15 protein-coding genes and 2 pseudogenes are annotated in these 13,377 nt (G+C 29.6%); 12 read left to right on the forward strand and 5 right to left on the reverse strand.

The annotated features are described in order from the left end of the window. Positions 1–210 precede the first annotated feature (210 nt). Both BN2665_RS19745 and BN2665_RS19750 read right to left on the reverse strand, forming a co-directional pair. Positions 211–777, reverse strand: coding sequence for a flavodoxin family protein (locus tag BN2665_RS19745; protein ID WP_055668834.1), 567 nt, complete (start codon positions 775–777; stop codon positions 211–213). 1 nt (position 778) lies between these two features. After that, positions 779–1,228 carry a MarR family winged helix-turn-helix transcriptional regulator gene (locus BN2665_RS19750; RefSeq protein WP_055668835.1) on the reverse strand — a complete coding sequence of 150 codons (450 nt, stop codon included), beginning with the start codon at positions 1,226–1,228 and terminating at the stop codon, positions 779–781. Between the two features lie 166 nt (positions 1,229–1,394). Here BN2665_RS19750 and BN2665_RS27930 point away from each other — a divergent pair. The 3 genes and pseudogenes from BN2665_RS27930 to BN2665_RS26450 form a co-directional block, all read left to right on the forward strand. After that, positions 1,395–1,577 (forward strand): annotated as a pseudogene (locus BN2665_RS27930) (DUF2935 domain-containing protein); the annotation flags it as partial. 86 nt (positions 1,578–1,663) lie between these two features. Then, positions 1,664–1,813 carry a hypothetical protein gene (locus tag BN2665_RS27130; RefSeq protein WP_154674995.1) on the forward strand — a complete coding sequence of 50 codons (150 nt, stop codon included), beginning with the start codon at positions 1,664–1,666 and terminating at the stop codon, positions 1,811–1,813. A 31-nt stretch (positions 1,814–1,844) separates the two neighbouring features. Further along, a pseudogene (locus tag BN2665_RS26450) lies at positions 1,845–1,985 on the forward strand (DUF2935 domain-containing protein); the annotation flags it as partial. Between the two features lie 170 nt (positions 1,986–2,155). On the opposite strand, the gene BN2665_RS19755 reads toward BN2665_RS26450, so the two are convergent. Further along, entirely contained in the window at positions 2,156–2,503 is a 348-nt protein-coding gene (locus BN2665_RS19755) for a DUF3888 domain-containing protein (RefSeq protein WP_195892732.1), read from the reverse strand. A 215-nt stretch (positions 2,504–2,718) separates the two neighbouring features. Further along, the gene (locus BN2665_RS27135) at positions 2,719–2,868 is read right to left on the reverse strand and encodes a hypothetical protein (protein ID WP_154674996.1); all 150 of its coding nucleotides are present in this window, start codon (positions 2,866–2,868) and stop codon (positions 2,719–2,721) included. Between the two features lie 212 nt (positions 2,869–3,080). Between BN2665_RS27135 and BN2665_RS19760 the strand changes: the two genes are divergently transcribed. From BN2665_RS19760 to BN2665_RS19795, 8 genes are all read left to right on the forward strand, one after another. Then, on the forward strand, positions 3,081–3,473 hold the full coding sequence (locus BN2665_RS19760; RefSeq protein WP_055668837.1) for a DUF3888 domain-containing protein: 393 nt from the start codon (positions 3,081–3,083) through the stop codon (positions 3,471–3,473). 523 nt (positions 3,474–3,996) lie between these two features. Continuing rightward, positions 3,997–4,653, forward strand: coding sequence for a response regulator transcription factor (locus BN2665_RS19765; RefSeq protein ID WP_055668838.1), 657 nt, complete (start codon positions 3,997–3,999; stop codon positions 4,651–4,653). Positions 4,654–4,656: 3 nt separating this feature from the next. Next, on the forward strand, positions 4,657–6,105 hold the full coding sequence (locus tag BN2665_RS19770; RefSeq protein WP_055668839.1) for a sensor histidine kinase: 1,449 nt from the start codon (positions 4,657–4,659) through the stop codon (positions 6,103–6,105). Then, positions 6,095–6,856, forward strand: coding sequence for a YcdB/YcdC domain-containing protein (locus BN2665_RS19775; RefSeq protein WP_055668840.1), 762 nt, complete (start codon positions 6,095–6,097; stop codon positions 6,854–6,856). The genes BN2665_RS19770 and BN2665_RS19775 overlap by 11 nt, the downstream gene beginning before the upstream one ends. 211 nt (positions 6,857–7,067) lie before the next feature. Further along, positions 7,068–8,357, forward strand: coding sequence for an ABC transporter substrate-binding protein (locus BN2665_RS19780; protein WP_055668841.1), 1,290 nt, complete (start codon positions 7,068–7,070; stop codon positions 8,355–8,357). A 37-nt stretch (positions 8,358–8,394) separates the two neighbouring features. After that, entirely contained in the window at positions 8,395–9,300 is a 906-nt protein-coding gene (locus BN2665_RS19785; protein ID WP_055668842.1) for a hypothetical protein, read from the forward strand. Positions 9,301–9,416: 116 nt separating this feature from the next. Beyond that, on the forward strand, positions 9,417–10,289 hold the full coding sequence (locus BN2665_RS19790) for a carbohydrate ABC transporter permease (protein WP_195892733.1): 873 nt from the start codon (positions 9,417–9,419) through the stop codon (positions 10,287–10,289). A gap of 10 nt (positions 10,290–10,299) precedes the next feature. After that, positions 10,300–11,166: a carbohydrate ABC transporter permease gene (locus tag BN2665_RS19795; RefSeq protein ID WP_055668843.1), complete on the forward strand. Its 867-nt coding sequence runs from the start codon at positions 10,300–10,302 to the stop codon at positions 11,164–11,166. On the opposite strand, the gene BN2665_RS19800 is transcribed toward BN2665_RS19795, so the two are convergent. Beyond that, the gene (locus BN2665_RS19800; RefSeq protein WP_055668844.1) at positions 11,167–11,538 is read right to left on the reverse strand and encodes a DUF3888 domain-containing protein; all 372 of its coding nucleotides are present in this window, start codon (positions 11,536–11,538) and stop codon (positions 11,167–11,169) included. Between the two features lie 451 nt (positions 11,539–11,989). On the opposite strand from BN2665_RS19800, the gene BN2665_RS19805 reads away from it, so the two are divergent. Next, positions 11,990–13,273, forward strand: a complete 1,284-nt coding sequence (locus BN2665_RS19805) for an IS110 family RNA-guided transposase (RefSeq protein ID WP_055668845.1) — start codon at positions 11,990–11,992, stop codon at positions 13,271–13,273. Positions 13,274–13,377 lie beyond the last annotated feature (104 nt).

Below are 13,377 nucleotides of genomic sequence, written 5' to 3' on the forward strand. Positions count from 1 at the left end.
TTACAAAAAACTTATACTAGAAACTAAAAACGAGAGCTTTTATACTCTCGCTTTATATTAAAACAACTAAATAAATTTATAACATTATCTTAGGCATTAGTATTGAACCTTATAAGTTTATATATTTTTGCATTCCTAGTGCATAAAATTGGTTCATCTATTAAAAGACAATAATTGTTTTGAAAGATTGTAAGATATATATTTAGTAATCTATCTATCTGCTATGTGTAAGCCAAGCGCATAAGCTTTACTTAATATATTTTTATTATTTTTTGTAGAATTCCTTTCAAATGCTTTTGTAGAAACTAGTGTCTTATAGTGCTCCAACCCCATTCCTTTTAAATGTTTAGCTGTATATTTAAAATATTTATTAAATAAAAATGAAAATGGAGCTGCTTGGGTGAAAACCATTATTAAATTTTTCTTACCAAACCTAGGTTTGTGATTTGCCTTATCTATTTCTGTAAGTGGATATAGCCTATCTAATAAAAGTTTTGTTTGGGCAGATACTTGGCATATATATACCGGAGACCCTATTACTACATACTCTGCTTTTTTTATTTCTTCATAGATTTCTTGCATGTCATCTTTTATAGCGCAATCATGAATCTTTCTACAATACAAACAACCCTGACAACCTCTGATATTCATATCGTTTAAAGAAAATTTCTTTACGCTTACGTTCTTAGATTCTGCTCCATTTAAAATTTCTTGTACAATAGTATCTACATTTCCGTTTTTTCTTGGACTACCTATAAATGCAACTATTTTAGCCATATTAATCTTCTCCTAATTCGTTTATTTCTTCTAAGTTAATATAAATTCTAGATAAATAATTTTCAAATTTATTTATATCTTCTTCGCTAAATCCTTTATAATATATTTTTTCCATTTGATATACAATACTTTCATATATATTAACAGATTCTTTTGCTTTTTCTGTAATAGAGATCAAAGTAAGTCTTTTATCTAATTCACTAGTTTTCTTGATTATATATCCATTAAAATATAATCTATCTAGCATACTGGTAAGAGTTGATTTACTTACTGACAGTTCATTACATAATTCATTTATAGACATTTCTTTAAATCTGCTCAATATAAATAGTATTCTGCCTTGAGCATTATTAATATGTAATAACTTATTCTTTCTAATTAGCTTTGTGAAAACTCTTCCAGATAAAAAATTTACTTTATTTATTAATAGTCCTCCCAATTTATTGCTCATTGCTTCCTCCTATATTTAAAAACACTAATAAAATAGTACTATATAGTACTATTTTATTTTTAATACTATAGCTTGTCAATGCATGAATTGAAACAAATTTATTATAGGACTAATATATTTATAAAGGCTCTCATTAGAGCTAAATTTATTAGGTTATACCAAAAACTATAGGATAAAGGAAAATATCGTTAATCAAGTATCAGCACTTAATCAAGGTATAATTTCAACAGTAAATGCAGTTATAAGATTACAAACTAATATTCTTAATCAAATTCTATCTTGTAAAGCTTTTAGCTATACTTATCCCTTAAATCTTGATCATGTTATAGGGAAGCACATACATATGTAAATATTCTCAATAGACTTCAAAACAATGGCGACAAAGACGTTAAGCTAAAAGAACTTATACAAGAAGAAATCTTTTAGAATGATATAATGGAAGGACAAGCTAAGTTTATAAGAGGATATTTAGATTCCTCTGAAACTAAGCTAATTAAAAAAGCTAATGAATTTGCTGAAGAATTGAGAAGCGTGAAGAAAAGACGAAGTCACTTACAAATAATCCAAGCAATCTCAAGTCAGTAACCGATGATAGCTATAGCTTGTAACAGAATTAAGAAACCTTAAAAGGCAAGGAACAGAAGGTTTGCTATATTGTAAAATAAAAGCTATTATGCCTGCTCTGTTAGCAGATCATGTAACCAGAGAAGCAAACTATTATTTAAGATTACTTCGTGATTCAAAAACTTCCAGATAAATATTCTAATGCTGCTTTTAGCTCGCCATTATCTAATCCTAGTTCTTCTTGCATTAATACTACATATTGAGGGTAAAAAGACAAGGCGTGTCACTCATGAGGGCTACAATATGTTTAATATGTTCAAACTTTTCAACTTTTACATTGCTTGAGGATACACTTAAGGTAATTTAATCAATCCCTACTGCATTATGCGCACCTTGATAGGGAATAACTTGAAGCTTTATTATAAAATAGAATGTTCGATACCCATTAGGCCTATCAATGCTTAGAATTTCAGCCACTGGATCTACTGCATAATACTTACCATAATAGTCATCCACAGCCTTTTGAATATACGGAGTGAGCATTGTCATAAATATATCTTGGTAAAGTTCTTCTTTAGATCCTTGTGGTGCAATATATGTATCGCTTTGATTTGGTACCATACAGTCTAAGAGTTCTATGGCATTAACAAAAGTGGATGTTCCAAACAAAATCACTGCAAGTAAATAAATAATTAACACCATTTTTTTCATAATCGTCATTGCTTTAAGTAGTTTTATTAGCCAATGGCAGAATTCTGCAATCATTAAAACAAACTGTGTTTATAGTTTGTTCATCTATGCCCCAGGTCATACCAATTATTAAGCACCATTTCTATATCCAAAATTCCTTGCATTATGCTTTACTGCTTCATCTATGGCTAAAATAATAACTCCAGTCCTACATCCTCAGTACAATACAATATTTTTTAATACTCCATTGGTGTCATAGGGGGAATACTATTGTTAAAAGCATCAATAACCTCACTGATATTCTCCTTTGTTTTTAAATTACCCCGGGCAGCCTCCATATATTCTTCTACTTCTTGTTCTACTTCTTCTTCCTCATGTGTATCCACCTTTTAAGCTCTTTCTAAAAACAATAAATCTTTTCCCTTAAATAATAAATGTTTTCCATAATCCTTGGACGGAGCGCAGGAGGGACTGAATTTCCGTTCAGGGATCTATTTGTTTGTAAGGAAAAGATTTAATGGGTAAAGGTTAAGAAAAATGAATATAACTTGAAAATTTAACCATAATAATTATAAGAAAAAGGAGGTGTACAGGTATAATGAAAAAAGTAATATGTAGCATAATTATTTTAATTAATATAATCAGTCCTAATATATTAGGTTTTAATACTATTGCAAAAGCAGAAAATGGAGCAACAATAACTCAAACTGAGCAATATCCAAGTTATTGCAAAGAAGCCTTATTATCATTATTATATCCATATATATCTAATGCAGTTAATGAGTATTATAATAATTCAAAGCAATTTGATATTTATGACGCAGAAATACTTAGTATTAAAAAAATTGGTGAAAAATTTCAATTTAGAGTAGTTGTACAAATAGAAACTTATACTGGTCCACATAATCCACCAGGGGGTAGAGATACAATAACTATAAGTACAGGTCCTATGGGGACAAAAGTCGTCAACTATATTCATAAAGAAAAATAGATATATAAAAAAATCCATATTTATTAATTATGGATTTTTTTATATTACATATTACATAGGAAGATTATATTTTTCTGCAATACTTGATTTTATTATGAACACATTGTAAAATTAGTTAAATATTTCATAGATACATAGTAATTTATTCAAGTTCTAAAAAATATTAATGAAAATACTAGTGATTTATTGTTATCAATAATTTATTTTAAGAGATTTTTATCAACCTTAGCTATATTTATTGAATAGAAATTTAGTATATATATAATCATTTAAAGTACATATATAAAAAGCTACGTTATGGAAGTTCGTATCCGCGTGGCTTTTTCTTCGTATGTTAGAAGAATTGATAACATACACCTGAAAAGGAATATATTATTTAAATGATAAGTATCTAAAACTTTACAATAATTTTACATTTAAGATAAATTTCTCATATATTAATTGTTTATAATATAGACTTCTGGTTAACTAATAATAGTAGTCCTCATTAAATAAAATAATAATATTACTGGGGGTAATATATTTGAAACAAAAAATTTTAATAGTAGAAGATGATTTAGCTATATCAAGATTAATAAAATTAAATTTAGATATTGCCAATTATGATTCTAAAGAAGTGTATGATGGCTTGGAAGCAATTAATATTATTGAAAAAGAGCAGTTTGATTTGATACTACTAGATGTTATGCTACCTAATATTGATGGCTTTACTATAATGACGAAGATAGAGCACTTAAACATTCCCGTTATATTTTTGACGGCTAAAAACTCACTTTTTGATAAAGTTAATGGGCTGAAATTAGGAGCGCAAGATTATATTGTTAAACCCTTTGAAGCAATGGAATTGTTAGCAAGAATTGAAACAGTACTTAGAAGATACGGAAAAGTTAAGGATATTTTGGAAATTAAAGATATAAAAATATACCTAAAAGAAAGAATAGTTAAAAAAAATGGTCAATTAGTAGATTTGACTCTCAAGGAATATGAATTATTGCTTATATTGATGAAAAATAAAAACATAGCCTTAACAAGGGAAATGCTATTGGAGAGTGTCTGGCAGTTTGATTACTTTGGAGGTACTAGAACTGTTGATATGCATATTGGGGCAGTTCGAAAAAAACTGGATCTAAATGATAATATTAAGACAGTTTATAAAATTGGCTACCGGTTGGAGGATTAATTGATGAAATTTTGGCAAAGAATATACGTTTTCTCTTTGATTTTATTTATTTTCACCTTTAACTTTGCAGGAATTTCAATAATAGAAAAAATTCATAATGAAACCTTAAAAAGAGAAGTAAATAGATGTTTAAGTGAACATTTGAGTATTTATTCAGGAGTGAATTTAAGTCTCCCTGTATATGACACTTTAAAAAGATATTCCCGTAATATCAGCTCAGATGATGAAATTTTATCTAATGCTATCAATGATTATTATAAAAAGTACAATGATAAAAATGCTTATGTAGAGATTATAGATGGAAATAACAAAAGTGTATTTAGCAATGTAAATTTTAAAATTCCTGATGCAAGAGAAGAACTTAAGTCACTTCAACCAGACACAAGACAATATATTGTAAAGGATATAGGTAATAAATCTTATATATTCATATCAAACTTAATAAATATAAACAATAAATCCTATAAATTTACTTATATACGAAATATTTCAGAAATTTATGAAGAAAGAGTAAATGAATATGTTTTCTTTATCAAACTGGACGTAGTAGTATCTTTGATTTTCATGGTGTTTATGTATTTTGTAAGTAAATACATAACAAAACCAATACAGAATCTTATAGGAGCTACTAAAAGAATAATTAAAGGGAATTTTTCCGAAAAGGTAGAAATAAACTCTAAGGATGAATTTGGTGTGCTGGCAGAAAATTTCAATATAATGACTGAGGTTGTTGAGGAAAAAATAAATGAATTGGAAAGGAATAATCATGAAAAACAGAGGTTTATTGATAACTTGACTCATGAATTAAAAACACCATTAACTTCAATAATAGGTTATGCAAATTTACTTCGTTCTACCAAATATAATGAGGAAATTTTTATAGATGGTCTTGATTATATATATAAAGAGGGAAAGCGATTAGAGCAATTATCTTTTAAGCTAATGGACTTAATACTATTAAAAAAAGAAGAATTTAAGATGCACAATGAAAGCATAAAAAGCATTGCTTTTGAAGTAAAAGGATCATTACTTCCAAAACTCATTGAAAAAAACATAAACTTAGTAATAAATGATGATGATTTTGAACTGCTGATGGAACGTGATTTAATGAAGGTGTTACTATCAAATCTTATAGACAATGCTATAAAAGCTTCTAAAATTAATTCGGAAATTCACATTGGCATTAACAAAGATAAATATGAAGTTGTAATCCAAGACTATGGCATAGGGATTCCTAAGGAGCATATAGATAAAATTTTTGAACCTTTCTATATGATTGACAAATCAAGAACTAGAGCAAGCAATGGTGCAGGATTAGGCTTAGCAATATGTAAAAGAATATTAGATATTCATAATGGAAGCTTTAAAGTTGAAAGTGAAGTGGATAATGGTACATCAGTTAAATTAATATTTAATACTGCTAAAGGTGGTGATTCCTCTAATGAAAAATAGAAAAATAATCTCAGCGTTGTTAGTTTTTAGTATATTTTTAACTTCCTGTGGTAATTTTAGTAGCATAAAAAAAAATCAACTGGTAATTGAAAAGCTTGATAAAAATGCAACCTCTACTTCAGATATATCAGATAAAAAGAAAGTTTTAACAGAGGAAGAAGCAAAATTAAAAGCTTTAGAAGTTTTAGAAAAATATTTTAATATAAAACTTTATCTAACAGAGGTTGCATGTTATGTTCAGTTTGAAAGTTCATCTACGATAAAAAAATACTTAGATGAAGTAAATCCAAATAGCTATTCAAAAGAGCAGCTAGAATATAGTAAATCCGTGTTGGAAAATGGTTTATATGAGGTGATTTTTTATAATAAAGTAGAAAAACAATCAGAAAATATAGAAATTAAATATTTTTCTATGAAAATGGATCCAAAAACTGGGGAATGCTTATCTGTTGATGGTTATTATAATGATAAGATGACAGTTTCTTCAAAGAGCAGCATTAATATAGATGAAGCAAAAAAAATAGCAGAAGAATTTATACTAAAAGAGAATATTGGTAATATTAAAAATACAAAGCTAGTTAATCAAAATCAGAGAAGACAAAATGAGAATGTTAACTACCGCTTGTTATTTGAAGATGCTGATGCAGCTTACAAGAAAGTACTAATTTGTATTGATGGTAACACTAAAAAGGTATACGGCTTTTCAATAGGAGTAATGGAGATAATTCATTTTTCCACTGATAAATGGTAAAAAAATTATATGTAAAAAAGTCCCAACTTATCACTGAGGTAAGTTGGGACTTTTTTATACAAATTTACAACTTTTTTACAGTTTGCGAAAACTTATCATACATTTAAACTTTAAACTTATTATGTAGTTAAATGAATAAGAGTTGCATTAGAAAATGCAACTTGATTCAATTTATATAATATTTAGCTATAAGATTGGGAGGAGGAAGTATGTGAGAAAGTTAAATAAAGCCTTATTATGTGTATTAGCACCTATATATTTAGTTGGATGTAATAGTATTGCCACTGGAAAAATAGGCAATGGGAAGAAAGTTATAAAACTCACTACCTATAATGCACGTGAATCCTTAAAGGTATCAGTGAAAATGTACGAAGCTAAACATCCAGATATAGATGTACAAATTAATGAGTACCTGAAAGATGATGTTTTTAGAGAGGGAGATGTAGAAAAATATATACAACAGACTAATACCAAAATGTTAGCAGGTAATGGTCCAGATATTCTTCAATTTGATCACTTATCTGCAGAAAACTATGCAAATAAAAATATACTTGCCAATTTAACAGAGCTGATGAATGAAGATAAAAGCTTTAACAAAGATAATTATCATATGAATATTATTAATAACTCAACATTAAATGGAACATTATATGCTATGCCTATGTGGTTTTTTATTAGCACCTTAGTTGGAGATGAAGAAGCTATCGATAAAACTAAAACAAATATTGATGATAAGAATTGGAATTGGTCAAAATTCATTGAAAATGGTGAAGCTTTACTTGATAAAAATGTACATAGTACAGTTATTGCAAATATGGAACCAGAACGTATGTTCAATGAATTAGCAAAGGATGAGTATAGTAAACTAGTGGATCCTATTAATAAAAAAGCTGATTTTCAATCAGATGAATTTATTAATTTACTTAATACTGTAAAGAGTATGTATGAAAAAAAAGTGGCTACTAATGAGACTGCATATATAGGAGATTCTTACTTTATTAATTCTTTAGCAATTTCAGAAGAAGATTTTTTCTTAGGTCCATCATCATTTTATGAGCATGGAAAAACATATTTAAAACCTCAGAAAAGCGATGAAGTTGGGAAAATTTCCTTTACCACAGGGAATGAGTTTGGAATAAATAAAAAATCATCAGTTAAAAAAGAAGCCTGGGATTTTCTTAAGTTTTTAATGTCAGAGGAGGTACAGAAGCTAGAAATTGGAAATGGATTTACAATTAATAAAAATGTCTATGAAGAAAAAATGAAAAAAATAATGGAAGATTCCCTTACTCATCCTAACGGAAGAACAATAACTGTTAAAAACGAGGACATAGAAAGACTAAATGAAATAATAAATAGATCAAGTTTACACTTAACTGAAGATGCTACGGTGAAGGAGATTATGACTGAGGAGTTTAAAGCTTTTTTTAGTGGGCAAAAACCAGCTAAAGAGGTTGCAAGATTGATTCAAAATCGTGTAAGTATATATTTAAATGAATAATACTAAAAAAAATAAAAGTATAGAGAGGAAAGATAAAATGAAAGGGAAAAAAATATTAACCATATTAATTATAGCAGCTATAGCCATGAATGCGATAGGGTGTACTAAAAATGCAGGAAAAGAACTATTGCAAAAGCCTGGGAATATTTCATCCAAAAATACTTCATCTAATGAGCCATTAGAAAATGCACAAACATTAGATACCTTTAGAGATTATGAAAAAACGAGCTTTTCAAAAGAAGAACAGGAAATAGTGGATATGGCTAAAAACTCCATTCCTAAATTAGCGGAGCTTGCTGGAAAAGAGAAGGCTTACTATTATAATGCACTAAACACAGTTATATTAGAAAAACCTAACGCAAGTTCAAGCGATAAATATAAAAAGGACTATTACAAAGTATCAATAGATATGCTGCCAGCTTATATATTAGTAAATAAGAACAAGAAAGATATTGTATTTCGTGGTGTAAATGATGGCAGAGGTATGAGTAGTAAAGAGATAGAAAATGCTATGCTCAACCGTCAAGAAGAAAATGTAAGGTTAAAGCAGAAATCCATGGACTTAAGAAAGGGCATTAAAACAGAGGTTAAGAATAAATTACAGAAGAAAGTTAGGGAAGGCCAAAATATTACAGACAAAGATGTATTAGATTTTGTTGGAGAAGTTTTGGAACCTGAATTTAAGTATATGAGAGTAGATGAGAAAAAAAGAGCAGCTGATGAGCAAGTAATATCAAGACCAAATCCAAAGGGAGAAACTAAATTCGATAGAGAGTTTTATAGAGTTAAATGCTCCTTTGGTACATTACTTATTAAGCCTACCTTTGAAGAAAAAGATATATATCAGCTACTTTTTGAAGGTAAATCAGGAGATATTATATTCTCATTCGAACATTTAATTACCGGCACAGTTTTGAATGATGTAAATTCCAAATTCCGCTAATAGCAGTATAGTCAATAAATAAATCAAAACTCACGCAGGTCCAGGTCTTAAAAGGTACTATGTGTGAGTTTTTTAATTAATACAGGCATTTAACCTGAATTTTGAAAGGAGTTTTTATGAAATTGAGTAAATGGATAAGCAAAGAGAAAATTGCAGTTACACTTTTTATTGCACCAAGTTTAATTGGATTTTCAATATTTTATATTATACCTTTTATTATTGGAGTATATTATTCTTTTATTGATAATGCTGTTAATGGTTCATTTGTAGCATTAAAAAACTATAAAGAGTTATTAAGTAATAGTTCTTTTGTTAAAGCATCCAGTAATACTTTTATATTTATGGCTATTGGAATTCCTCTTATTATTGCGATTTCACTAATGATAGCAATGGCTTTAAACAAAAACCTATATTTTCGAAATATACTAAGAGGTGCCTTTATATTACCATTAGGGGTTACTGTTTCTTCTATTATTATAGTGTGGCAAATATTCTTTGATTGGAACGGTGTAATAAATCAATGGATAAGTGTATTTGGAATAGAGAGAGTTGATTGGATGAAATCAGAATGGGGAATGTGGGTTTTGATTTCTATATATATATGGAAAAATATTGGATACAATATAATTATATTTTTAGCAGGCTTACAAAGTATTCCTACGGTTTATTACGAAGCAGCGGCCATAGATGGAGCGGGGAAATTTGCTAAATTTAAAAATATTACAATTGTTTACTTAACACCTACTATGTTTTTAGTTGTGTTAATGTCAATGATTAACGCTTTTAAAATATTTAGAGAAACATATTTAATGGCAGGAGATTACCCCTATGATTCAATTTATATGATTCAACATTATATGAACAATATGTTTACATCTCTTGATATGCAAAAATTAACGGCGGCAGCAACTCTAATGTTTATTGTTATTTCATTAGTAGTATTAATATTATTTTTCATTGAGCGTCGTTTTAGAAAATCTATGGAATAGGGAGGCACTTATGAGTAAATCTGAAAAAGTTAAAAAGCTTGTACTTACATTAATCCTTGGAATTGTTGCAACATTTATGTTATTTCCCATATTAATTACTATAACCAACTCCTTTATGCCAGAAGAAAAAGTTACTGAAAATTATCAAGTAATCGGAACTATGCCTGATAAAAGTAAAGGAAATACCTTTGCTAATTTATCTTTGATACCAGAAAAAGTATCAACTGAGCAGTATACTTCTGTTATAAAAGACTCTACCTTCAAAGGTAAGTTTCAAAATTCAATCTTTATGGTTATCCCTATTATATTGGGACAATTAGTTGTTGCATCTTTAGCAGCATATGTATTTGCAAAGATTAATTTTCTAGGAAGAGATACGTTATTTATGATATATGTGCTCACTATGATTATGCCATTTCAGGTTACAGTAGTACCAAATTATATTATAGCTAACCATCTAGGCTTATTAAATACTGCGTCTTCAATTATTTTTCCAGGAATATTTGGAGCATTAGGGGTATTTGTTCTTAGACAGTTTATGATTAATATTCCTAATTCGTATATTGAAGCAGCAAAGATTGATGGTGCAGGACATTTTACAATATTCTTTAAGGTTATTCTTCCATTAATCCGCCCAGCCATTGGTGTATTAGTTGTTTTATTATTTGCTGATTATTGGAATATGATTGAACAACCATTGATTTTTTTAGAAGATAAAATTAAACAGCCATTATCTTTATATCTATCACAGTTGAATAAAGAAACACTAGGAAGCAGCTTTGCAACATCAATTCTATATATGCTTCCACTAATAGCTATATTTTTATATGCAAAATCTTATTTTGTTAAAAGTGAGCACTTATCTGGAATTAAGTAATTACCTAGATACACTTAAGGTAATTTGATCAACCCCTACTGCATTATGCGCACCCTGATAGGGGGCTACTTGAAGTTTTATTATAAAATAGAATGTTCGATACCCATTAGGCCGATCAATGCTTAGAATTTCAGCCACTGGATCTACTGCATAATGCCTACCATAATAGTTATCCACAGCCTTTTGAATATATGGAGTGAGCATTGTCATAAATATATCTTGGTAAAGTTCTTCTTTAGAGCCTTGTAGTGTAATGTATGTATCACTTTGATTTGGCACCCTACAGTCTAAGAGTTCTATGGCATTAACAAAAGTGGATGTCCCAAACAAAATGACTGCAACTAAATAAATAATTAGCACCATTTTTTTCATAATCGTCACTCCTCGTATAATAAGTTTATAACCAGTTAAATGACTGCTATAAACTTATTTATTTTTTATATTTTAGTATAGATAAGAACGTATCTGTGTTTTCTGTGGGTATTCTCCCAATTCCGTAATTGCTGTCTGTTCTACATTCCTATCTATACAGATTTCATTAACTATTTATAAAGGAATTTCCTAATGCTAAAATAGTTCTAACGGAACTTTAGTAAAGGTTACTGCTGATCACTCCTGCAAAACACATTGTGTTATTGCCTGTAAAGCTTGCAGCCTGACCAGAGTATCACATTCTGCTTACACAAATGTTGCATCTCCATTCGTAGCCACCAGCAAGGTATTTCGCATGGATGAATGCTGATTACGCGAGGGTGCAGTCAGTGCTCTGGATTAGGATAATTCCTTTCTAAGTTCTTCATTACTCTCGAAAGGTGGTGATTTCATGAAGAAAGTAGATTACTTATCAACTCTATTTGTTGGTATTGATATTGGTGCGAGACAAAACGTTGTCTCTGCAATTAACTTTGAACAGGAGTTTTTAATTAAAATGAAGCCTGTTCCTAACACGCAATCTGGTGCAGAACAATTAGAAGCTATGCTTGTGGATATACTTAGCATTAATACCTTTAAAACTGTCATAATTGGCTTAGAATCCACTTCATTTTATGGAGTACATATAGCCAACTTCTTATCTGCAAGTGAAAAGCTTATGGCCTTCAAGCCTTTTGTTTATTGCTTGAATCCTAAGGAAATTGCGAACTACAAAGATTCCTTTAATGCTCTGGACAAAAATGATGGCATTGATTCTTTTGTTATTGCTGACTTTGCAAGAGTTGGAAGAATCCATACAGAACCCTGGCGGGGTTCTCAATACCTTGCTCTACAAAGGCTTACAAGACACAGGCTTCATATAGTTGAATGCTTAACTAGAGAGAAAACATACATGTTATCCAATGTATTTCTCAAGTTCAGCGAATTTGCTTTGTTACAGGGTGTTGAACATCCTTTTTCTGATAAATATGGAGCTACCGCTTCCTCTATTCTGACTGATTTTTTATCTTCTGAAGACATTGCAAATGCTTCAATAGAAGAACTTGTTGATTTCGTCAATACAAAGAGTCGAAAGAGAATTTCTGATCCTCAAATGACTGCTGAGGTGCTGCAACAAGCTGCACGTAATTCATATCGCCTTGATAAATGCCTATATGAGCCTTTAACGACATCTATAGCTTGTTCCTTCAACTGTATTCAGGCTTTTGAGAAGGAGCTTAAAGCTATTAATAAGGCTATTGAAAAAGCTGTTATGGGAATGAATCCTGTGGAATATCAAATTCTCATGTCAATCCCTGGCTTTGGTCCTGTTTATTCCAGTGGTATCCTTGCAGAACTAGGTAGTGCACAGGCATTTCCTAATAATGATGCAATTGCTAAATATGCAGGAATCGTGTGGAAAGAAAATCAGTCTGGTGGCTTCAAGGCTGAAAACACCCCAATGAACAAAGCAGGCAACCGATATTTGCGTTATTATCTGATAGAAGCTGCCGTAAGCGTCATAAGACACATTCCTGAATATCAAGAGTTCTATCAAAGAAAATTTGCTGAAGTAACTACTCATCAGCACAAACGAGCACTCGCACTAACATCTCGTAAATTAATTCGTATGATTTTTGGATTGCTGGCTAAAAATCAGCTCTACTCTTCAAATAGAGTAGATAAATCCATATAATTTTACGAACATACATTCTGTTTTGACTGTATGTCTATTAAGGTTACCCTTTTTTCTAAAAATCATTTCTTTTTCTTTTCATTTTGTTCTTGACATATTACCAA

Source organism: Desnuesiella massiliensis, from assembly GCF_001403615.1.
Classification (GTDB): Bacteria; Bacillota; Clostridia; order Clostridiales; family Clostridiaceae; genus Desnuesiella; species Desnuesiella massiliensis.

Bases quoted from the DNA above. Each gene is read 5' to 3' on its own strand.
- BN2665_RS19805 (WP_055668845.1), top strand. From the start codon at position 11,990: ATGAAGAAAGTAGATTACTTATCAACTCTATTTGTTGGTATTGATATT.
- BN2665_RS19745 (WP_055668834.1), bottom strand. From the start codon at position 777: ATGGCTAAAATAGTTGCATTTATAGGTAGTCCAAGAAAAAACGGAAAT.
- BN2665_RS19790 (WP_195892733.1), top strand. From the start codon at position 9,417: ATGAAATTGAGTAAATGGATAAGCAAAGAGAAAATTGCAGTTACACTT.
- BN2665_RS19750 (WP_055668835.1), bottom strand. From the start codon at position 1,228: ATGAGCAATAAATTGGGAGGACTATTAATAAATAAAGTAAATTTTTTA.
- BN2665_RS19755 (WP_195892732.1), bottom strand. From the start codon at position 2,503: ATGAAAAAAATGGTGTTAATTATTTATTTACTTGCAGTGATTTTGTTT.
- BN2665_RS19795 (WP_055668843.1), top strand. From the start codon at position 10,300: ATGAGTAAATCTGAAAAAGTTAAAAAGCTTGTACTTACATTAATCCTT.
- BN2665_RS19770 (WP_055668839.1), top strand. From the start codon at position 4,657: ATGAAATTTTGGCAAAGAATATACGTTTTCTCTTTGATTTTATTTATT.
- BN2665_RS19785 (WP_055668842.1), top strand. From the start codon at position 8,395: ATGAAAGGGAAAAAAATATTAACCATATTAATTATAGCAGCTATAGCC.
- BN2665_RS27130 (WP_154674995.1), top strand. From the start codon at position 1,664: ATGGAAGGACAAGCTAAGTTTATAAGAGGATATTTAGATTCCTCTGAA.
- BN2665_RS19760 (WP_055668837.1), top strand. From the start codon at position 3,081: ATGAAAAAAGTAATATGTAGCATAATTATTTTAATTAATATAATCAGT.
- BN2665_RS19800 (WP_055668844.1), bottom strand. From the start codon at position 11,538: ATGAAAAAAATGGTGCTAATTATTTATTTAGTTGCAGTCATTTTGTTT.
- BN2665_RS19775 (WP_055668840.1), top strand. From the start codon at position 6,095: ATGAAAAATAGAAAAATAATCTCAGCGTTGTTAGTTTTTAGTATATTT.